The organism is Salmonella sp. JXY0409-18 (genome assembly GCF_020268625.1).
GTDB lineage: Bacteria > Pseudomonadota > Gammaproteobacteria > Enterobacterales > Enterobacteriaceae > Salmonella > Salmonella enterica.
In genome coordinates, this window is the sequence record NZ_CP084216.1 from 3,513,922 (window position 1) to 3,535,263 (window position 21,342).

Consider the following 21,342-nt stretch of genomic DNA (forward strand, 5'->3'; position numbering starts at 1 on the left):
CCGCTTTCGCGGGGCTTTTTCTTGCCGCTTTTTTATTATTGCTCATGCTACAGTGTAAAGACGCTGTTCAATGAGGAGCTCCGATCGTGTCTGGTTTGAAAATTACTCTGTTGCAACAACCTTTAGTCTGGATGGACGGCCCGGCAAACCTGCGTCATTTTGACAGACAGCTAGAGCTCGTATCTGGCCGGGATGTGATTGTTCTGCCTGAAATGTTTACCACCGGCTTTGCGATGGAGGCCGCTAATAACTCACTTTCGCAAGATAGCGTGATTACGTGGATGCAGGCCAAAGCCCGACAAACTGACGCTCTGATTGCCGGCAGCGCGGCGCTACAAACTGAGCGCGGCGCCGTAAATCGCTTCTTACTGGTTGAACCGGAAGGCAAGGTTCATCTCTATGATAAGCGCCATCTGTTTCGTATGGCGGATGAACATCAACATTATGCCGCAGGCGATAAACGCATCATCGTGCAGTGGCGCGGTTGGCGCATCCTGCCGCTGATCTGTTACGATCTGCGCTTTCCGATATGGTCGCGCAACCGCAATGATTACGATCTGGCGCTGTATGTAGCGAACTGGCCTGCGCCGCGCTCGCTACACTGGCAAACATTACTGACAGCGCGCGCTATTGAAAATCAGGCTTATGTCGCAGGCTGCAACCGGGTTGGCACCGATGGCAATGGGTTACATTATCGCGGCGATAGCCGGATCATTAATCCCCAGGGTGATATTATCGCCACCGCCGAACCACACCAAGCGACACGTATTGATGCCGATCTTTCTCTCGTCGCCTTGCAGGACTATCGCGAAAAATTTCCAGCCTGGCGCGATGCCGATCCATTCACCTTGTAAGCAACCTGCCGCTCACCGCGGCGGGATTGTTTCACTCCGTAACTCTCCGTAAAACAAATTCGCGTGGCGTAATGTGGCAGGCAACGTATTCTGACTAAGAGCCTATCCCATTAGGGCTATTTTACTTGCCATTTTGGACCTAGGCAGTGCTCAAAATCCTCACGTACTACGTGTACGCTCCGGTTTTTGCGCGCTGTCCGTGTCCAAACTGGCTGCGCCAATAACGCCTAATGGGATAGGCTCTAAGATAATTGCTCGCCATTCGTGGGTAATAAAAACGGTTAATCACTCCCTTATCAGGATATCTTCATGAAAAACTTTGTACGCACAACTTTACTGGCAGCGACTCTGGCGGGCGTTTCTTTTGGCGCTTTCGCCACCGCTGTCCCCAATCCTCCCCTGCCCGCCCAGGATCCTATTGTCCAGCATCTGAAGCTGACAAACGATCAGATTACCCGGATCAAAAAACTTCACCAACAACTGGAAACCGACGTCAGTCAGATTTCTATGAAGGGAATTAAAGACGGTGCGCTGATAGAGGTGATTAAATCCGGTAAATGGGATGACGCCGCCGTAAAACAGCAGCTTGCAGCCTTCAGTAACATAGAACAACAGGCTCGCTATTATCGGGTTAAATATTATTTTGATTTAAGCAAAGTCTTAACACCAGAACAGCGTCAACAGGTACAACAAGATCTCGCCCAGGCACTTGAGTAAATATTTTTGCCCGTTATTTCTGGATAACGGGCTTTATCCAGGACAGGTACAAATTCATCTTCATCTTTTTCTTACAACATCGCTCTATCTCACACTACCCGTTACATAACGTAGAAGTGAAACCGTACGTGGGGCTGGCATACGTTGGGCAATTTGGCGAGGAGATGGATTTCCATACCGACGATTATCGTATTGTTATTTAAAATCTTCATCTCATTTTTTACCCGCTTACAGAAAACCCAGCGTTACAATAGACCGTTTTTTGGGCTTCGTTTATGTAATCGTTATATCACACCCTATACCGTGAAACTTGTCTTTTAGCCCAATATTAAGGCAGGTTCTGAAATGAAAAACTTTTTCGCAGTCTGCATCATTCCCCTTGTGGTAGCCTGGTCCGCTACTGCATCAGCAAAAGAAGGGATCTATATCACCGGGAAAGCGGGGACATCCGTAGTCAATGTCTATGGAATCAACTCAACCTTCAGCCAGGATGAGATAGTCAATGGTCATGCAACGTTACCTGACCGTACCAAAGGCGTTTTTGGCGGCGGGGTTGCTATCGGTTATAACTTTTATGATCCATTCCAGCTTCCAGTACGTTTAGAACTGGATACCACTTTCAGAGGTGAGACGGATGCTAAAGGCGGGCAGGATATTATTGCATTTGGTGATCCAGTACACATAAATGTAAAAAATCAGGTCCGAATGACCACTTACATGGTTAATGGCTATTATGATTTTCACAATAGTACGGCATTTACTCCCTATATCAGCGTAGGCGTTGGCCTCGCTCATGTGAAGCTAAGTAATAACACCATTCCTGTTGGTTTTGGTATTAATGAAACTCTGTCTGCTTCAAAAAATAACTTTGCCTGGGGCGCAGGTATCGGTGCAAAATATGCTGTAACAGATAATATTATGATTGACGCCAGTTATAAATACATTAATGCTGGCAAAGTAAGCATTTCAAAAAATCACTATGCTGGTGATGAACATACCGCTTATGATGCAGACACAAAGGCTGCCTCCAATGACTTCATGCTCGGCATTACTTACGCCTTTTAAACACTATCGGTAAAATAGCTGGTCCTGTGGGTTCCCGAAGGCGCAATGGAGGATATCAGTAATGAATACTCCTGCGCCTTCAGAAAATCGTTGAACAGGTGCAACCTGGCGCCATTTTTCAGTACACTGCAACGTTTCTGGTATGGGCTTAACTTCCGGCTGCCCAAAAACAGTCCCGTCCTGTTTCCGGGTATTATCATTTCCGTCAGTCGGCATCATGTTTTGTATTGGGCATCGTCAAAAGACGACTGGCTGACCAGTCGCATATCTCGATGCCTCAATTCAGTCATCATCATGTGGGTTTAAGTCAGGAACGTGTCAAAACCATTCCAAACGGGTTAATCATCATTCAGAAAATCAATTTGTGGGCGATTATTCCATTTATCTTCAATAAAAGACAGAAAGCGTTGAAATAAAGGAGAATAATACTGACGATGACGCCATACAAGATAAATGGGGAGATCTGGAACCCTCCATTCAGGAAGTATAATTTCAAGTTCATTATTTTTTAAGTATTTGGTGGCAAGCCAGGCCGGAGTCATGAGGTTGATACCCTTTCCTTCTAAAACCAAATTAAGAACACTCAAAAGATTATTGGAAGATAAATGAACATTAACAGCGCCACTAATAGTGTATGATTCATCTTGACGGAAAAGAGTAAGAGGTCCGGAAAGACCATGGTTGTGAAGACCCATAATAATGTGATTTTCCAAATCGCCAGGATGTGAGATCCTGCCATATTTTCTGATATATTTCGGACTCGCACAAAGAACCAACTTTAAAGGGCTTATCTTTCGATACACGAGATCCTCACTTTCGATTATGCCACTTTTAAAAACCAGCTCATCAAACTCCAGGGATTTACTAAAAAAATCGCTACGCTCTCGTGAATCCAGGTAGATTTTTGTATCCGGATAGCTAGCTGTAAATTCCCATATCCACTTATTGGCAAGAAACTCACAGACAATAGCCGGAGCCGAAAATTTTATACTCCCTCTGATAATTTTATCCGGATTTCGCAATTCATCCAGCAAGGACTGAAAGGAAGATGTTATCCTTTTCATGCTTGCATAGGCTGTCTGACCAGCTCCAGTCAGTTCTAAGTGATGTGAATCGCGCCGAAGTAAAGTAACCTCAATAGAATTCTCAAGGCGGCTAAGCGATTTACTGACAGCAGAAATGCTAATATCTAATTCCCGTGCAGCCCGGGAAAGATTCCCTACTTCCGCCACTTTAATAAATATCATCCAGTCTCGCATACCACGATTATTGATCAGTTCCATCATTATCTTCCGTTGATAAAAGAAATTCTTATATCAAATGAGCTATCAACGACTTACTGATACGTCATTGTGTGCCTCAATGTCCTTGATATCATCTTAATAAAAAATCTATTGGCTGCAAAATAGCATCTGAATCGATCATGATTTTGCATCCATCTCCGGTTACTAATTGAACCTGTTTACCACTCAGTGTAAATACCCTATCTCAGACGTGATCGTCAAGGTTGTCGCCGAACCAGATACCAATAATAAAGTGGTTCATTGTCATGCGCCCGTTCTGCAAAGGCATTCTCCTTTTCTGTGACGCAGTCTGGAGCGCATTAATTGTATCGTTCACCTAACAAATTATCCCGTGGAAACAAGCAAAACATCGCCAGATTATTCTTACTTGAGTCCCCCACCCGGCTCGACATTATTTGTGAAAGCGGAGGAAACAGAACAGACGGTTTAAATAAGACGCTTACTCAAAACATAAACCTATGTGCAGGCTCCTCTCATTTCGTCACGTCGCTGATATCCAGCTTTACTGGCGCCAGGGGAAGATATCTGCGCAAGGCAATAATTCCGGCGCAACAACAACCACTCCCGCTGGGCCTCTGTACATTCAAAATCTCCCATGACCAAAAGCCAGCGGGTAGAAGCCCTGCGCCAGTGACCTGCTGCCTCCAGATTCTGCGCAACCGGGTCTATCACGGCCTCCGGTGTTATCTTATTTCTGCTCAAAATCAGCACCATCATTTGGGATATAGCCTACAACCCCTGCCCGCCGATGATGGGGGAGGATTCGGTATGCAGCACTTTCATCCTGGTCTCCGGCTCAGTCAGCTATCCGACGTGCCCCCTTATGCCGGGCCAGCAGCGAAGAAAATCCGGGCGTGGTGTGATAAAACAGACGACGTTTCAGCCAGCCCACATTCTTTCGCTCCTTTGTGTTAATACGACCAATACGCTGTGAACCGATGACTGGATTGTTCATACGCCTTTCTGTGGTATACAGGTATGTGAACCCCAGCTCTTCAGCCACATGAATATAGTCAGAACAATACCAGCCCTCAGGCCAGCACAGATGCTGACTGCAGTAACCCAGCATCTCCCTCATCCGCTTACGACTAAGAAGAATATCGACACGAAGCAAATCCGACGGATTACGGGACACAGGTTTCTGGTCCCAGCGTCGGTGGGTGTGCGTGTGCGAGTGAAACTCAACAAGGCCACTGAGGTGCATCTCCCGGACCTCTGACCAGCGCAGCATGACCTCATCAGCCCGGCCTTGTTTAACCAGCATCTGACACTCATCATGAGAGTACACCGGTTCGCCTGCAGGAATACGGACCGGTCCGTCACTGATCAAACTGGTCACAAGAAAGAGATGCGCATGCAGATTAAACTCCTGCAGCACCGGAAAAACCTGCAACCAGTTATCCAGCCAGCCGCCATCAAAGGTCAGCATGACGCTTTTACGAGGCAATCTTGCACCATGATAAAAAGCTTCCACCTCTGCAGCGGTAACGGTCTTCCAGCCAGATTCAGCCAGCCATTTCATCTGCGCCCGGAACGTACGGGGAGATAAGGTTATCTGTCCGGGTTTATCACTGACATGGTGATACATTAATACCGGTAAATGTCGTGCATAAGACATATGCTTTATTCCTTTATGTAAAAAATAAATTATTTTTACGCCTGAGGGGACAAGAAAAAGCCCCCTAAACATAAAATCTTAAATATCACATATGAATACCTGACAGATAAACAAACCTTATACCAGGGGCTTATAAAGCCCCGCTCACAAAAGAGTGAATCAAACAAATCCACAAAACAGAAAATAATAAAGGCATCAGTGTCCGTTAAATTATTTTACGAAACATAATATTCCTCTCCCTACAAAAAAAGATGAATTTCAGATTTTAAAATGAATCAGCAATTGATTTTTCTGCAATGAAGATTGCTAACCATATTTACCTTGAGTAAATTTTCAATACATCCTCGAGCCTGATATACAGTATTCGCCTTATTCACTGATACAGGAAGTATGAGTGGAACAGATGTCTACGTATTCTCCTGCGCCAATGCACAGGCCTTAAAATCCAGCGTCCAGGTGTCCGCAGGCACTTCCTGATTACCATCAACGACCACACTGAAACTGGCGTTATCTGCAGCGGTTCTTAAAATGGCGCCACGACCATTCACTGTATCTGGTTGCCACCCCTCACCCTCCAGGCGAACCTGAATGTGATGGCGAGGATCCTGTTGCCCGCTCAGCAGCAATACGGCAGGCGTGTTACCCGCCTTTTGCTCATCGCTCCATACCCGAAACCCGCTGTGACTGCCGTGATAAGTCACCCAGCCTTGCGCAAGCACCATCCCATCTGGCACGTGCCCAGCCCGAAAGTAAGTCCCTACACGTAGCGTTGTCTGAAGTTTTTCTGCGGCGTTCGCTATCGGCATCAAGCTACTGGCAGCGACCAGTAAGCTTACGCTATAGATAACCGTTTTCACTCGCTGTATTTTCATCCACATTATTCTCTCCTTCAGAATCGGCTATCTGCAGAGACCGCTCATTTGATACAAGCCCGCGATTCCCTTGTGGGCAGGTAGCTGGTAGTTAACCCGACATTGCTGTGCTCCCCATTTCACCGTCAGTTCGCCCTTATCCGCCAAACCAGTGAGATAAACCTGGCTATCAGTATCCACCAGAGCAGCACTGCCATCCTGCCCATTGACTGTAACCTGCGCCCCGAAAGGAATGGCGCTACCATCTTCCCGTTTCAGCGTCATCAGTGCCCTGGCCCCGATGTGAGTGTGAAACTTCGCTTCCACCACCGCCCCTTCGGTTGGCACCACGCGCACATCGGTTTGTGTGACCTCTGCGTCATCCGGTAGTCGCGACGGATCGAGGCTGACTGTATTCTCCTGATAGACGTTCAGGTTGCCCACTGTGGTGTCGCCACGAAAATCCGTCTTAACGCCAGGCCAGCCGCCAACTGGCACCCCCGAGGCCCCTGGCGCTTCAACCAGCGCCACTGAGCCTTGCAAAGGTTGCCCCAGCGTCACACCATGATGGTGGATAACTATACCTCCCGCGATATTGACTCCCATCTGGCGCATCGCCCGGCTGTAGCTATAGTCACCACCTAACAGGCCGTAAGCCCCATTCCATGCCAAGTGCAATGCGCTGTTATTACCACCACCTGGCGGGGCATCGGCACGGTAACTCTGACGCACCTCCCAATCCAGTTGCTGACTGAATGCCTCTCCGTTGACCCCCACTTGTTGCGTCTGACCACCGTGTGATGGTGAAGTCATCTGCCAACTAGCACTTACATTATTCCCCGTCCAGCGGCTTAATGGCATACTGAACCACAGGCTGGTTATGTTCTCTTTACGGTGCGCGCCATTGCGCCACAGCGTCCTGTTTTGATTCCAGTTCAATGACAGCGAGCCCCCTCCGATAGAGGTTCCCCAACTCAGTCCGTAGCTGTCATCATGACCGGGGCGATTACGCCAGTCGGTACGGGAACCGGTTAAACTCAGATTGCCCAAATGCCTCCCCCATGACTGACTCAACATCAGGGTAGTACGCGAGCTCGGCTGCAAATTTTCCCGCCACGACCATAGACGGTTGCCATTATGTCGATAACTGTCGAGCACATCGGATAGGGTGTTATAGCCCTGCGAGGCATACTGCCATCTCGTCAGAAAAAAATTTGTCCCCGTCGCAGTCAGCTGGTTGCTGTAACGCAGTCGCCAGGAGGCTCCTTGCTGTACCGCCTCCCCCTGACGCTGACTGTGTGTGTCGCTTCCATCGACAGATAAACTCCCCCACCGCCCGAGAGATCCCCCCAAACCAAGCAATGCAGCTTGATAGTGCGTTGCACTCTGTATACCGCCGTATGCAGTGAGATTCCACGGCAGACCATACATCAACGTAGCCTGCGCGATCTGCGCCTTATCCGTTGCAGAGTCTGACGATCGGTATCGGCCCGCCAACAGGCTGTACTTCAAATATCCCTGGTGCAGTGCTATCGCCGGGGTCTGATACGGCACCACAAACATTTGTGTACTGCCATCGGCCTCCCACACGGTGACATGCAGATCACCACTACTGTCTGTTACCGACAGATCCCGCAGTGCAAACGGTCCGGGCGCCACGGTGGTGTTGTAAATGGTGTAACCATTCTGTTTGACCTCCACCCGAGCCTGCGTGCGGGCAATCCCACGCACTACCGGAGCAAACTGCCGCTCACTGTAGGGCACCATGTTGTCATCCGATGCCAACATCACACCGGTAAATGGCACACTATCAAATATCTCCCCCTGCGAAGTCTTTTGCCCCAGAGTCAGACGACTTTTTAGTGAGTACAGTCCACGCTCAGCATAGGTATATGCTGCCTGCCACTTCCCCGACTGTTGACCACTCCGCTGCCAGCTGGTCGCATTGCGGACACGCCACGCACCTATATTGATTCCCGGTTGCAGTTGTACCCAGGAAGAGTTGTCACGCCTCTCCATATCCATTTTGTAATCCGTCTGCGTTGTCCTCGCACTGTAGTTCATCAGAAACGCCGGAATACCATCATCCCAGAGATCTTCAGGAGCGATCCCCTTAAATTTCGTACGCAACGCCACCTGAGGAATACTCAGTTGCAGTTGCTGATTATTAATATCCAGTACCGCTTTAGCCTGTGGAATGGCGCTCAGATCCGCACACTCATCTGGGGTCTTTGCTGCTTTCCACAACTGAGGGTAATCTTCCGTTTTTACGCCGTAGCGTGAAAGCTGACTGACCGTCAAACAAGGAGCCAGAAAAGGCGTTCCTTGCCCATCCTTTTCCAATTTGAACACCACATCACGGGTGTCGACACGTTTACCATTCACCATCACGTCCACGCGATAAGTCCCTGGCTGTTGTACCCCCTGGTTAAAGAGCGACATATCAACCCCTTTCGCTGCATCGCCCAACATTGATGCATCGAATGTGTAAGCGTGCGCATTTGCGCAATGAACCACTCCCGCGATGAACAGTAGCAAGGCAGGTTGTTTGAACTTCATTTTCTGCCGCTAATTCCTTGAACTTATTTAAAAACGTAGTGGAACGGATGACTTTCACCACCTAAGTCTGTAATAATTTTCCACTCGACATCACCACGAGTGCCACCTGGCATATTTAGTGTTTTGTCAGCAAAGGGGGGGATATACTCAAGCCCTGTAATGGGCTTTCCCCCTACTGTGACAGAGGCTAAATTCATGTAAAACGGGGTGGGGTTCTCTACCTTAAGTTTGTTGCCCGTCTCCACCCATCTTAAATTTCCTGCAACATCTTCCGGCGTCCCCTTCACGGCATCCGGGCGGAAAATCAGCTTGTCACAGGTGCTGATGGACAAATTGAGGTCAAGGGTCGCGCCCTTAGCCTGTGTATCCGACGGTTCATTTTCGGGTGGTACCGCCTTTATACAGACCCACTGTAAAGTTTCACGATCCGTTGGCATGTCACCACCAGTACGGATAATACGCAGTTGACTCTGCTGGTTCGCTTCTAAACGAAATAGAGGCGGCATCACCATAAAGGGGGCTGGCGAATTTTTGTCTTCTGCTTTGACTGAAGACTGAACCAAAATAGGGTAATCCTGCGGGTTGCTCACCGAGAGCGTCGCGCCGGGTGTACCAGCGTGATAAATCACCCGTGTAGCTCCCAGCTTCACGCTGAATGATTTAGTGGCTGAATTTAATTGCTGCCTGGCGGCATATACTGAAACCATAGAATTAGAGGCGAACAAAGCTACCGCCATTAAAACAAAATTAATTGTTTTCATATCAAAAATTGTAAAAGAAAAACGAAAAATTTGATGTGTATTACGCCTTAAACAAGGCGCAATACACTAATAGTTGTTTACTATTACGCCTGATATCCCACTACATCTAAAGTCAGTGGGTACGTATCAGGTGAGATATTCTGCTCCCCCACCGTAGTAATATAAAGTGGGACATTGGTATCAAAGGTGATCCACTCTCTCCCATTCCACGTTTGCCTGCCCTGACTCTTGATCACATCCTTAGGTGATAAGCCCACAGTGAGTGAGTTGCCACTATTTTTACCAGTTATTCTCCATACAATGCCAGCATTGTCCATCATCACGCCAGAAGCCCCCCTGGCCCCGAATTCTTTAACAGAAGTAGAATCAACTGTAAGCTTCGCAATAGCCGTACCTGTAGGCTCATCCCCAGCAATTAAACCCGGCACTTGATCCAACGATACGGTTAAATGTTCGGGAGCGGCAAAGTTAATATCCACTGATTTCTCTTGCATTGTGTTCGGCAAAAATGAGCCAGCATAACAACTAGCAGCCATCATGCTCAACGCACTTGCGATAATCAATTTTTTTATGCTTTTCATTTGAATAACCACCTTTTTTTAACCAAATTAAAATAATCCAGCACATCCAGAACACATAACACCATACCAAATCTTACCGTATGGAAAAATCCGTGGCTGGTAATAACAGCTTGTGCTTATTGGTATTTGTTACCAATTCAAATAAGTAATGTCATAAAAATCTATATATCAGAGCACCTCTTAATCTGAAAAAAATTGCGTTATTGCCAATATAAACAGTGTTGATGTTAACATCGTGTTGTCAGGGTGGAATAGAATACTAGTCAAAAAGCAATTATACCTTCCATTTACATTCAAGTGATAACATTACAATGACACCCACCACACTGGGTGTGGGAAACTTATCTTCGAAGAGAGGATAATTATCAGGCATCGTTGCAACATTGTTTATATTTAAACATACATCTCCTAACTCGACGGTAAGATTATTAGTTAACTTTTCCTCGCAGGGAAGATCTTTAATGGAAAATCTTGTTTTCCGAAACGGAAAAGCAATTATAACGCTCCAACGAGAGTCTCAACACTAAGAGCTGACTGACACAGGTCAGACTGATTATACAGGCATGAAAAAGCTCTCCCCTTCCTTTCAGTTCTTGCTGGATTATGCAAACGTCGCACCACCTCCCCGTGAACATGGCACATTAATTTGAAGCAGCTCTCATCCGGTATCGCTTTTCAGTACAGCGAAATTCATCGCAGGTGCCCCTGTAAATAGACCCGTTTTAGTTCCATGCATTTTTAAGATTCCGGCCAGATAATGTTGTTAGTGGTATTCCTTCGGTATCATATTGTTCCGCGATTCATATGGACGTTCGCAGTTATATTCTGATAACCCTTTATCCGCAATTTCCCGCACCTCATTCAGCGTTCTGAACAGATAAGAATTGAGTATTTCTGTACGGTATGTCCGGTTAAAGCGCGTGATGAAAACGTTTTTCTTCGGCTTACCCGGCTGGATAAACGCCAGCTTTACTACATGTTTCTTTGCCCATTCAGCCAGTGCCAGCGAGATAAATTCCGGTCCCTTATCCATACGCAGCATGGCCGGATAACTGGTGCAGCCAGTGAGTCAGCTCAACCCAGGGATTAGAGCGTAGTTTGCAAAATGCCGTTGCCGATTCCAGCGACCGGAATAGTGGGCCGGCCAGTTTTCCATACAACGCACTGCGTGAAACAGGAGTTTCCATGTGTTATGCCTTGTGACATAAAAATTCATAAAAATAATGCATCAATGCACATAAATATATAAACAATTCTTTATTGATAGCCTCGAAAAAATATCGAAACAAAACAATGATACAGATCAGGGACTAATTAGCAACCAAGCCGTTAATATTAAATAATCAATGAACAGCAAGATAAAAATCGCAATTGAAGAATTAAAAGAAATAATATTTCAAAAAAGACATCTATGCATACAACAATGCATTCACGACGAAAATAATAAAAAGGGTGTCATCAATAATGACTCCCTATGAATTTAGTTAAAATTATTTATGAATTAAAACTCCCTAAACGTTTCCTCCAGAAAAATAAATACATTTAAGGGACATAATGAAACAAGACATGTGGGAATTACGGAAAATACAGTCGCAGGGTATAACGGATAACGCACAGTATCCCGCAGGGACATACATCGTATTTACTGCCGCCCCCCCTACATTCCGCTTTTTGAGCAACATGGGAAAGACGATATCGCGCTCAGTCTTGTTCGCCACGAAGAGGCGTGGTGGATTGTTAATCACTCTGATGAACTGTGTTGTGCCGTCAATGAGCAGGTGATGGAACCTCATCACCGTATGCGGCTGAATGATGGAGATACGATTGAATGGGGTCTGTCATCCTGGTGCCTTGCCCGCACCAATGATGAGTCCCGTCCCGATGTTTCGTTTCCTCAGTTGGTTCAGTCATCTGAATCTGTTGCTGAGTACCTGGATCTGGACTGGTTTAAACAACAACAGCTCAATCCGCAGAACCCGTTCGATATTATTCCCGTCCGGGAAACCGCATCCTCTTACACTGGCCATGAAGCGGATAGCACGCTACACCAGCTTTACCAGGAATATCAGCAGGCATTGCGGCCCTCCGGGCAGGAAAAGCCCCTCCGTGCTAAACCGTTTCCCCGAAATGAAGACGCTGTCACCCAGGATTTGACGTCGTTATACGATAAAAAGGGCGACACCGACACGTTACAGGATATGGTGGCAGGCGCGCCCGGTATTGATGCCATTCTGGATACGCTGGACACGACCGGTGAAGGTGAAATGCACTGGCTGGCGATGGAATCAATGCCCGATACCCGTAGCAGAAAGTCATAATAATCAGCACTTAACGTTAACGCATCATCCCGAGTGAACCACGCGCTGTGATTCTTCGGAAAATGCGGGAGATAAGCATATTCAGGATAATCAAGACCAATGGCGCTGCACCAGGCTTTCTGTATCCGGGTCCCCATATTATCAGCGTCAGGCTTTGTATAATCTCCCAGATAGGCATAGGCCTCTCTGTCAAACAGCAGAACCAGATGGTAGTGAGGATGTTCCCTGGTAACCCGTTCCCTGGCCCAGATATAGCCGAGTGGCACAGGCTCACCAGGTCTGCCAGAACGCTTGTGTTCTTCCCTTAACTAGCTTTTAAGGGATTCCATAGCCCGAGTAATGGCTTTCTCATCATCCTTCTGAAAGCATATCGGCAAGTCCGGCTCTCCTGGCACATGGGACTGAGCAAACCTCAGGTCAGCGCGCAGAGCGAATATCCGGTTATAGTTTTCCAGATAATTAGATATTACAGCAAGCGATCGACGAAGCATATGGCGTGATATTCTCGAATCATATTTATCTTCAGCTTCCTGCAGCAGAAATTTAAACTCTCTCTCAGCTAAATCATAAGGTGACTTCATAATAATCTCTTTTATCGAAATTCATTAGATAATGGGTAGCAAGCAGCTACCCATGCAATTAGGCATACAGGTTCCCCTGCAGGAATGTGTTACCTCTGCAGACATACAGATTTTATTATTACGTTAGCGCATACATACCGATACTTATCGTATTAGTGTAAGAGTACCTACCCACGATAAATATAGTACCTACCCACGATAAATATAGTACATATACCGACTAATCAATACGGATAATAATTCCACTCACAACAGCGAAACCCGCTACACGCCAGGGAATGCGTGGAATATAACCATCTGATATTGAATGAAAATCACTCTGAAGTTATCCTTTCAGCGGGACGCTACTGATAGCACTACCTCCCCCATGATATTCTGGTATACCTTTCAAAGCCTTGTGTTCTGTATCCAGTTCTGAAGGTGCCATTTCGGAAGCCAGGTATTTGATGTAATGCGTCCCACTTTCGTCCTCCCACAACTGGATTTTACCCTCCTCAGCAAGCTGTTCCAGAACAGGCTCAAGATCAGCTTTTTTTCTGAGTGAACGATGTATCTCTTGCATCATTTCACGCCTTAAAAAATCATAAGACCCATTTTTAACAAGATGGTTTTCAAGCCAACTGAGTACTCTTTCAGAATGGGAAGGTCCCCTGACCACATCCATTTTTACAATAAAATGATTAAGGTGCCATTCCGATATTAACAACGCAGCTTCCAGTGTTTCCAGCGTAATAACGGTTGAGTCAGGGGTGATAAACAACTGCATCACAGCAGCACTCCTAGCGGTATGTTCGCAGTACCGCGCAGCCCAGTCGTTATAATGGTACAGCTTTCCCCCCTGCTGCATCAGACGCTTTACGTCCCTGCCAACATAACGCAACCGCTTCTTTGCGTCAGGAGCAAAAGTCATACAGATTCGGGGTTGATTTTTTTTTCTGCGTTCAATCCCGGCAAGTAAATGTTTTTTCTGAATGGCATAAAACTTTTCCAGATCGGACTCATCGCCAGAAACCAGCTCATCAATATCAATCTGTCTGGTGAGTAACGTAAGATCCATGGTTAACGTACGCGCATAAATTCCCGTAGCTCGTATTGCGTTACCCAGTGATTTCAGTGTGCAGTCATGTGGCTCCGGCTGTGTCATCAACAGCATACCAAGCCGGGGATCTTTAATATCTGTGATACCCGTTGACGCACGACTGATCCGATAATCATCACCACACCATAGCGTATTATGAATTGCGATCTTACGGCGCATGATGCTTTCATACAGAGCACTTCCCTCGTCAGAGGTGATACCCAGACTGGAGTATTGCCCCAGCTCTTTCAGAAGGGCTTCCGGCGTGGGATCCGTTACCGTCAGATGCACCCTTACAGGCTTAACCGGTTCATTTCTGAGACATTCATCCAGTTCATTTCTGGCTGTCTCCACTCCCTCTTTCTGGCGTACAGCTTTCTGAAACGATTTCTTAAGGCTCTTACATTCTTCATCCCATAGCACGTGTTGCCGTTCATACTCCTTCAGTCTGACTGAAAACACCTCTGCCAGCTCACGTTCAGTCTGATGAATTTGCGCCATAATGAGCCTGTATACTGTCGTTTTTTTGCTTCCGGACCTTGCCAGTATTATGTGAAAATGCGATACAGGAACGATAATATCATCTTCAATTTCAACATCATACATATCCTGGCAGGCCAGAGCCATGCTCCCCTGGAGGGTTGCAAAGATAAGCTCAACCGCCGCGCTGGTTTTGCCATATATGAAAGATATGATTTGTTGAAAAAACGTCAAAATTGCTCTGGTGTTCAGATTAACATGATGATTTTGAGTTTTTTTATGGGTAAGCTTCATTGCATAGTCTCTTTTGAGAAAAAATTAAACGCTTCTGGAGGCGATCCACTCATCAACGGAAGTGGAACGTCATCCAACGGAAGCAGCACCAAGTCTCACGGTTTTTGGAAACGTTTCGTCGTAATACCTGGATTCGGGATTTAGCTTTTCATAGATAGTTGACCGGGACAGACCGACTATCTTCGTCAGTTCTCTCATGCGCAGAATGCGCTGTTGTGGCTCTGATTGTCTGGTGTAAACAGATGACATTTTCGATTCTCCTGTTGGATGTCTCTGGCTGTGGTCGCAATTTTCCACAGGAGCTGAAATACTGTCCCCGTAAAAAAAACAAAACCAACCGCAGGGAGTGACAATGCACACTTTTGCCAGTCTGATGTACGATGTTTATCGGTCTTTTGGCTTATTCAGTAAAGGGAACAGGCGGGCTGCTATACGGGGGGCTGCGACCTTTTCCAGCCATCAGCGCTTTTTCGGTAATCGTGAGGATGAAAGACATCAGGAACAGAAACACTATGATGAAATCATCGGGGTTCTTGATGCAGAACAGGTGTTCAGCACAACTCAACGAAGGGAGATTTTTTACAAATACGAGCAACTTTATAATGCCCTGATGGCTCGCCCCGTCTTTACTGAACTGAGCCGGGAACAAATAAAAAAGCGATATGCTCTGCATATAATCCCCAGATTAATCGCACTTGACATATATAAAACGTACAAAGACGAAAACAAAAACTGTTTTTATCACCATATACACCAGTTCTTGCTGAAAGATTATTGCCCATGCTGGCAGGATAAAAAGAAAGGGGGTTTATCTGCTGTCCAGAAGTATCTGAAAAGTTTAGCAAGAAAACAAAAGTTCTCTCATACAGATTCAGAAAACCTGGCGCCTCTTTTCAAAGTAATTGAAAATATCCGCCCAGGTAATACACAGAAAAAAAGCACGCTGGAAGCATCAATTATAGACTGCATTAAGGCGTATTCTGGTATTGTTGACGATGATACGCTTAACAGCGTCAGAGTCAGTCTTGATAATATAAAAAAAGCCCATTACTCCCTGACCGTACTCCTTAATGTCGAACGAAAACTCCCTGTCATTAACATCATATCACGGTACTACAGAAACTATGTAGACAATGGAATAAAACCCGGGAATATATCAGCAATGTTATGCAGACTACTGTATGAGCCAGAACCCCATGATTTTATCCATCATGATACCATGATTAACTCAATTGCGGATTATTATCATGAGAGAGTAATAAAACCGTTCTCCCTGAATATAAACGAGGAATGTTTACAGAGTATCAGCGCATTAAAAAACATCATTTTCAACTTCAATGATAAAACCATTATCTCCGAAGCACAGTTAACTGACATCGCTGTAAAATTAAAAAAAGAACCCCATAAACAGTTTATTCAACCGTATATTGAACTCTGGAAGGTTATAGATTTAATCAGTAAAGGCGAAACAGAGGAAGCATTTGAGAAAGTCAAAACTATTTCTCTGGACGATTTACCTGCAGGATATCTGGCATCCGCTTTTTTAGTTATCCATATTGCATTACGTATAAAATTTGAGAGGAAAAACGTTAAAAATGGTGTTTTCTCATTATCTGTAACATCCATCCTGGAAAATCAGGGGATTTACACTGACTATATCCCCGTCAGTCAGACTTATACAGAAACCCACAGTGACGACTCTGTTATAAAAAGTACTCTCCTTTCTGAATCCATTTTATCAGATGCCAACAATCTGACCATCATCCGTTCGGTAAGGATGTATAATAACATGGTCAGGAGAATAAGTGACTGGAATGACCTTGAGCTGGAAGGCATTTATCCTGAGTCTGTTTACGGGCTTCTGGATAAAGTTGACACTATCCTAGGTAAGATACTCAACATTATCTTTTCTGAAAAAATTACTTCCAGTCAAGATTTATCCTGCATCCTGAAAAATAATAAAATTCTGACCCGAGGTGAACTGAATGATAGCCTTATAGGCATACTGGTTAACTGTCCTCTTTTGGCGTGCGTACGGGACATCGAGAGTCTGATAAAATATCTTCGCTGCCCTGGGGAGGAAATAAGGAATATGATTCTTTCAGTTGATAAAAAATTGTGGGATTTGATATATGGAGCCCTGACGATTCTGGAGGAAGAAAGAAAAATACAGACTGGGAAAACACAGGGGGGTGGAAAATAATTGCATATTTTTACATATCCCCCCGGCTACAGTGGCTACGTGTAGCCACTGTAGCCGGGGGCTTACATTGAAAGTAACATTTTACTGATCAGAAAAAGCAGGTGAATCAAGGCTTATGGGTGATCGAGGTGCTCAATAATCGCACTAACTGGTAATAGGTAACGTCTAGCAGAGACGATACTTGGCCTGGATGTATGTCTTTTTATTAAAAAGGGCTTATCCATTAAGAATAGGCCCTGTAAACTCAGACATCAATCTCTAATAAGAACCAAATATAACTAATATGAATCCAAATAATTGCTAACCCAATAATACAGTTATTCCGTAGATATTATGTCAAGCAAATTTTGTAATCCTTGATAGGCAACAGGAACGTTTTCACTATCATACATAGATGAAAATATTTGTTTTGATCTCGTTGATTCAGATATCAATGAACTTGCTATTTTCAAATGTTCCACCTCAGACGAGATAAACCCTATTGGGATGCTAACCGGCTGATGTTCCAAATGGAAATGAAAAAGAACACATACAATTAAACCAGGTATAAGTAACAACTCTAATTTCCCATCCATAAGACATATATCTAGATTAAATAAATATTGAAACTGATCTCTATATTTAAATGCACGATCTTTAGCTGCATTATTCCGACCAGAGATCATTACATAAGTACCAACAGGATTGCTCTTTTTTTTATTCCTAGAATCCAACAGACGGTCAATCTTCTGAACAAACTCTCTTGCCCCGCGAGTTCTAGCCCAAAGGGATAGTTGGGGGGCAAGCCACAACCCGCTTTGAACGATAGTTTTTTCTGAAACAGGGAGGGTATCTATTTTTTCACCATCCTCACCAGATTTTAAACTAACCTCCTTATTAACTAACATTTCCTCCTGTTTTAGTATCTCATCTCCAAGCCTAGTGATAATTAAATCGGCGTTATGTTGTAGATAAAATGCTCCAAGTAATGGGGTGACACGTCTATTATCATAACAAACAATACGTGTTAAATGAACATCTTGAACATATCGACGCAAATCAAAAGCATCATTCGAAACATAACGTTCAAATAACGAATAATCAAAATAATGAATAAAATCCATAAAACTATTGTTTTGCGGACGTTCTTGTTTTGAAAGTGCATCAGTAATAGCCTCTGATATTTCAAGTCTATTATTAAAAGCTTCATTATCTATATCACGTCGAATATTAACTTGGCCATCCAAATCCAGATAAAACATACACGGCAGTGGAATGCTAAAATGCTCGCCAGCATCTACCGCACTAATCTTATAGATCTCTGCTTTATTCTTCTTACAAATACTATGAAAGTGCTCTTGAAAGGCTTGCTCTGCATATTGAATTGTTTTAGATTGCCTCTCAATATTTCGTGCTGCTAACTCCACTAATGAATTTACACGTTTCAATCTGTTGGGGCGTCCTGCTGGACTAAAACTTATTAGATCAAAAATAACTTCAGAACTCCATTCTTGGATTTTAAAGAACCGAGGTAGATGATCTGAGCTATCTTGAAAACGAGTTAATGCATAAGAAGTTAGCTCTAACAGCTCATCTTCATTCCATTTAATGAGGCGTTCGTTAAGTAATGTCTGAATTATTGCATCAGTTTCTTTTTTTGTGAATCCAAAAAAATCCTGAATTTGTACAGGACTCAATGTACCACAAACATAAGCGATGCGAAGCGCGAACTCAGTAACAACGGGCAATGCCTCCTCAGCACTTATTGAGCATTCGATAGCGAAACTTTGTGCAGGAATTGCAAAAGTAATTTCATCAACAGCTAATATTTCTCTTAGTTTTTTTTCTTCCAATGTAATCATTTCTGTCCCTCCTCAATGGCTAATGCCTGAACCAAATTGAAGTTATTCCCATCACGATGTGTTTCAATGTGGTTTAATACACGGCCTAACGCTGAAGTTTGATGCCTCTCACGCCACATACGAGCAGCCCCAATGATTACTAATCTATCCATTGCACGCGAAATCGCCACATTTATTCGCTCCGAGCTGCTAAGGAACCCTTGAATACACTGATTATTATTGCGCGTCGTTGCAACGATAATGATCCGATTTTCCTTACCTTGATAACTATCAACTGTATCAATTTTAATAAGATGTCTATAACCAGTAGCCCAATCTTGTTCGCTAAGTAAACGTTGCAATAGGCGTTCTTGATTTGCATACATGCAAATTACACCAATTGGTTTTTCCTCATCTGAAGTTTCATCAATTAAATATTTGATGAATGATTCTGCTATACATATTGAACGCAGCGTATCAATAATTTCTCTAGCTTCATAAGGATTGTCAAATCCAGGATGTTTTGCTCTTTCATAAGATTCTCCCCCAGCATCGGAAGTATCAACCCAAGTAATAATAGAACTTAATCTTTTAGGTAATTGATTAAACCAAGGTTCTGGATTTCCACGTCCAGGTTCTAACGGTTTGGGATAAAAACAAGCTGAAACCATTTCACCTATTGGTGGGGCCATTCTATATTGAGTACGTAATGTTGCTCCGACTTGTTTACCATAATCTGATTCGAAAGCACGTTCAAAATCACTACGTGTTAGTACCGCGCGATCAGAGTAATTTAGTTCTATCGATATTTTTCGCACCACTGGTTCAGGATACAAAGGTGGCAATTGACGATGATCGCCGACCAGTAACACCCTGCGACCCGACTGAATTGCTATAGCCAATTCGCCAGGTGTCGCACGAGCAGCTTCGTCGACTATCACCCAATCATAGCGATTTTTTGCTACACCAAATTGTGAGCGTCCTAGACCCACACAAGTCCCACATACAAGTGATCGGGTCTTCGCAAGAAATTCTTCAAAGTTACCTCTCAGAGTGCCTAAGCGATCTACCCACTCTTGAGACATTGCAATTACTTGCTCCAGTCTAGACACTGCATCTAAAGAAGTTACACCAAACTGATTCATTGTCTCACGGCTTAATTGATTAATCACTTCCTCTGGAGTTCCCTCCCCCGCATAACCAAACTTTTCAGATGCAATTTTTTTAAATCGTTCAAGTCGCTGATTTATTCGAGCTATCAGAGGATTATTATTAGCTTCTGATATTTCATTTTTATTTAGTTTTGTGGTTAATCTTTCTATTTCACGATTCAAACGCTTAAGTTGATATTCAATATCGAACCATCTTTCTACAAATTTGTTAGGGAGACCTAAATTTCGGTTCATTGCTGAAATTCTAACTCGCATTTCTGAGCGGAATAAGTCTCGATAATTTTGCAAAATGGAAGATGAATGATATGGATGAAGTTTTTCTGAGACCATTCCTTCTGCACCGAACCTAACAACATCTAGGGGCAGATTGCTGTGCTGACAAAGTTCAATTACTTTTTCTGCAGCATTATTAACTGCTTCATGTGACTGGCTTGCAAGAAGTATACTTTGGGCTCCTTGTGAGAGAGCATAATGGATAAATGAAGCAATGAATGAAGTTTTACCAGTGCCTGGAGGGCCTTGCAAAAGACTCAATGGGCCGTATGACCAAAGTTTAGAAAAGGCATCTCGTTGCTGTCGATTGAGTGAAAAAGATAGCTCTCCATCTTTATCATATCGATTATAAGCATCAAGATCAGAATCATTTGGCTCTGGTTGTAGATATTGTGGATGAGGGCAAGTTAATGGTTCAAAGTAGTTGATTAATGAGGGGATAGCCGATTCAGCATTTAAAATACGTGTAACTGCATGACGCCTACGAATAAAAGATGATAGATCTTGTTGACTTCGTAATTTCAAAGTGTCGCCAATATTAGTCTGAATGCGAATCTTTGGATTTTCAAGTACGAGAGTAGATTGGGTAGTCTCTCTTATATCAACATTCCCTACACGAATCAGTTCACCGTTTATTTCTTGTAATGCCTCAACTTTTGCATCTGATTCATAGTCTAAAGACTCTCCCTCTTTTCTGTAAGGTATTCGCAATTTCTCATGACGCTTATCCATATCCCTGACAACTGATGAGGTGATTTCAATTTCAGGTAAGGAATCTTCTTCTGCATCTAAAATTGCACGCCAAAGTGATGC

The 21,342-nt window shown here is 44.4% G+C and carries 15 protein-coding genes and 5 pseudogenes; 5 read left to right on the forward strand and 15 right to left on the reverse strand.

Features of this window, described 5'->3' with window-relative positions:
- Positions 1 to 86 precede the first annotated feature (86 nt).
- From LDB27_RS17190 to pagN, 3 genes are all read left to right on the forward strand, one after another.
- Positions 87 to 854: an amidohydrolase gene (locus tag LDB27_RS17190; RefSeq protein ID WP_000015789.1), complete on the forward strand. Its 768-nt coding sequence runs from the start codon at positions 87 to 89 to the stop codon at positions 852 to 854.
- A 309-nt stretch (positions 855 to 1,163) separates the two neighbouring features.
- Complete coding sequence (locus LDB27_RS17195) at positions 1,164 to 1,571, forward strand: Spy/CpxP family protein refolding chaperone (RefSeq protein WP_000788200.1); 408 nt, start codon at positions 1,164 to 1,166, stop codon at positions 1,569 to 1,571.
- 345 nt (positions 1,572 to 1,916) lie between these two features.
- A complete protein-coding gene (gene pagN / locus LDB27_RS17200; RefSeq protein WP_000787608.1) occupies positions 1,917 to 2,636 on the forward strand; it encodes an adhesin/invasin protein PagN in 720 nt (239 codons plus the stop codon).
- A gap of 3 nt (positions 2,637 to 2,639) precedes the next feature.
- Here the strand turns inward: pagN and LDB27_RS17205 are convergent, their stop codons facing one another.
- From LDB27_RS17205 to LDB27_RS17250, 10 genes and pseudogenes are all read right to left on the reverse strand, one after another.
- Entirely contained in the window at positions 2,640 to 2,855 is a 216-nt protein-coding gene (locus LDB27_RS17205; RefSeq protein ID WP_001521596.1) for a hypothetical protein, read from the reverse strand.
- A gap of 119 nt (positions 2,856 to 2,974) precedes the next feature.
- Complete coding sequence (locus LDB27_RS17210) at positions 2,975 to 3,922, reverse strand: LysR family transcriptional regulator (RefSeq protein WP_000970301.1); 948 nt, start codon at positions 3,920 to 3,922, stop codon at positions 2,975 to 2,977.
- 494 nt (positions 3,923 to 4,416) lie between these two features.
- A pseudogene (locus tag LDB27_RS17215) lies at positions 4,417 to 4,654 on the reverse strand (PerC family transcriptional regulator); the annotation flags it as partial.
- Positions 4,655 to 4,736: 82 nt separating this feature from the next.
- Entirely contained in the window at positions 4,737 to 5,558 is an 822-nt protein-coding gene (locus tag LDB27_RS17220) for a polysaccharide deacetylase family protein (RefSeq protein ID WP_000119391.1), read from the reverse strand.
- A gap of 407 nt (positions 5,559 to 5,965) precedes the next feature.
- Positions 5,966 to 6,436, reverse strand: a complete 471-nt coding sequence (gene afaD / locus LDB27_RS17225; RefSeq protein WP_000266934.1) for an AfaD family invasin — start codon at positions 6,434 to 6,436, stop codon at positions 5,966 to 5,968.
- 21 nt (positions 6,437 to 6,457) lie between these two features.
- A complete protein-coding gene (locus LDB27_RS17230; protein ID WP_000669614.1) occupies positions 6,458 to 8,968 on the reverse strand; it encodes a fimbrial biogenesis outer membrane usher protein in 2,511 nt (836 codons plus the stop codon).
- 23 nt (positions 8,969 to 8,991) lie between these two features.
- Positions 8,992 to 9,729 carry a pili assembly chaperone SafB gene (gene safB, locus LDB27_RS17235; RefSeq protein ID WP_001537407.1) on the reverse strand — a complete coding sequence of 246 codons (738 nt, stop codon included), beginning with the start codon at positions 9,727 to 9,729 and terminating at the stop codon, positions 8,992 to 8,994.
- 83 nt (positions 9,730 to 9,812) lie between these two features.
- Entirely contained in the window at positions 9,813 to 10,310 is a 498-nt protein-coding gene (locus tag LDB27_RS17240; RefSeq protein WP_225519875.1) for a pilus assembly protein, read from the reverse strand.
- Positions 10,311 to 11,073: 763 nt separating this feature from the next.
- Positions 11,074 to 11,358 (reverse strand): annotated as a pseudogene (locus LDB27_RS17245) (integrase core domain-containing protein); the annotation flags it as partial.
- Positions 11,357 to 11,497 (reverse strand): annotated as a pseudogene (locus LDB27_RS17250) (Clp protease ClpB); the annotation flags it as partial. The pseudogenes LDB27_RS17250 and LDB27_RS17245, both read right to left, overlap by 2 nt.
- A 367-nt stretch (positions 11,498 to 11,864) precedes the next feature.
- On the opposite strand from LDB27_RS17250, the pseudogene tagK reads away from it, so the two are divergent.
- Positions 11,865 to 12,628 (forward strand): annotated as a pseudogene (tagK, locus tag LDB27_RS17255) (type VI secretion system-associated protein TagK).
- Positions 12,629 to 12,663: 35 nt separating this feature from the next.
- Here tagK and LDB27_RS17260 read toward each other — a convergent pair.
- From LDB27_RS17260 to LDB27_RS17270, 3 genes and pseudogenes are all read right to left on the reverse strand, one after another.
- Positions 12,664 to 13,209, reverse strand: a pseudogene (locus LDB27_RS17260) (inovirus Gp2 family protein); the annotation flags it as partial.
- Between the two features lie 325 nt (positions 13,210 to 13,534).
- The gene (locus LDB27_RS17265) at positions 13,535 to 15,061 is read right to left on the reverse strand and encodes a YfjI family protein (protein ID WP_000778661.1); all 1,527 of its coding nucleotides are present in this window, start codon (positions 15,059 to 15,061) and stop codon (positions 13,535 to 13,537) included.
- A 69-nt stretch (positions 15,062 to 15,130) separates the two neighbouring features.
- The gene (locus LDB27_RS17270; RefSeq protein ID WP_071530570.1) at positions 15,131 to 15,310 is read right to left on the reverse strand and encodes a helix-turn-helix transcriptional regulator; all 180 of its coding nucleotides are present in this window, start codon (positions 15,308 to 15,310) and stop codon (positions 15,131 to 15,133) included.
- 103 nt (positions 15,311 to 15,413) lie between these two features.
- Between LDB27_RS17270 and LDB27_RS17275 the strand changes: the two genes are divergently transcribed.
- Positions 15,414 to 17,264 (forward strand): hypothetical protein, encoded by a 1,851-nt coding sequence (locus tag LDB27_RS17275; RefSeq protein ID WP_000556730.1) that lies wholly within the window; start codon positions 15,414 to 15,416, stop codon positions 17,262 to 17,264.
- 317 nt (positions 17,265 to 17,581) lie between these two features.
- On the opposite strand, the gene LDB27_RS17280 is transcribed toward LDB27_RS17275, so the two are convergent.
- Positions 17,582 to 19,105 carry a hypothetical protein gene (locus tag LDB27_RS17280; protein WP_000631140.1) on the reverse strand — a complete coding sequence of 508 codons (1,524 nt, stop codon included), beginning with the start codon at positions 19,103 to 19,105 and terminating at the stop codon, positions 17,582 to 17,584.
- A complete protein-coding gene (locus tag LDB27_RS17285) occupies positions 19,102 to 21,261 on the reverse strand; it encodes a DEAD/DEAH box helicase (protein WP_071530571.1) in 2,160 nt (719 codons plus the stop codon). Before LDB27_RS17285 ends, LDB27_RS17280 begins: the two co-directional genes overlap by 4 nt.
- Positions 21,262 to 21,342 lie beyond the last annotated feature (81 nt).

Coding starts and splice junctions, on each gene's coding strand:
- pagN (WP_000787608.1), top strand. CDS start 1,917: ATGAAAAACTTTTTCGCAGTCTGCATCATTCCCCTTGTGGTAGCCTGG.
- LDB27_RS17210 (WP_000970301.1), bottom strand. CDS start 3,922: ATGATGGAACTGATCAATAATCGTGGTATGCGAGACTGGATGATATTT.
- LDB27_RS17230 (WP_000669614.1), bottom strand. CDS start 8,968: ATGAAGTTCAAACAACCTGCCTTGCTACTGTTCATCGCGGGAGTGGTT.
- LDB27_RS17270 (WP_071530570.1), bottom strand. CDS start 15,310: ATGTCATCTGTTTACACCAGACAATCAGAGCCACAACAGCGCATTCTG.
- LDB27_RS17275 (WP_000556730.1), top strand. CDS start 15,414: ATGCACACTTTTGCCAGTCTGATGTACGATGTTTATCGGTCTTTTGGC.
- LDB27_RS17220 (WP_000119391.1), bottom strand. CDS start 5,558: ATGTCTTATGCACGACATTTACCGGTATTAATGTATCACCATGTCAGT.
- LDB27_RS17240 (WP_225519875.1), bottom strand. CDS start 10,310: ATGAAAAGCATAAAAAAATTGATTATCGCAAGTGCGTTGAGCATGATG.
- LDB27_RS17280 (WP_000631140.1), bottom strand. CDS start 19,105: ATGATTACATTGGAAGAAAAAAAACTAAGAGAAATATTAGCTGTTGAT.
- LDB27_RS17265 (WP_000778661.1), bottom strand. CDS start 15,061: ATGAAGCTTACCCATAAAAAAACTCAAAATCATCATGTTAATCTGAAC.
- LDB27_RS17285 (WP_071530571.1), bottom strand. CDS start 21,261: ATGGATAAGCGTCATGAGAAATTGCGAATACCTTACAGAAAAGAGGGA.
- LDB27_RS17205 (WP_001521596.1), bottom strand. CDS start 2,855: ATGATGCCGACTGACGGAAATGATAATACCCGGAAACAGGACGGGACT.
- afaD (WP_000266934.1), bottom strand. CDS start 6,436: ATGTGGATGAAAATACAGCGAGTGAAAACGGTTATCTATAGCGTAAGC.
- safB (WP_001537407.1), bottom strand. CDS start 9,729: ATGAAAACAATTAATTTTGTTTTAATGGCGGTAGCTTTGTTCGCCTCT.
- LDB27_RS17195 (WP_000788200.1), top strand. CDS start 1,164: ATGAAAAACTTTGTACGCACAACTTTACTGGCAGCGACTCTGGCGGGC.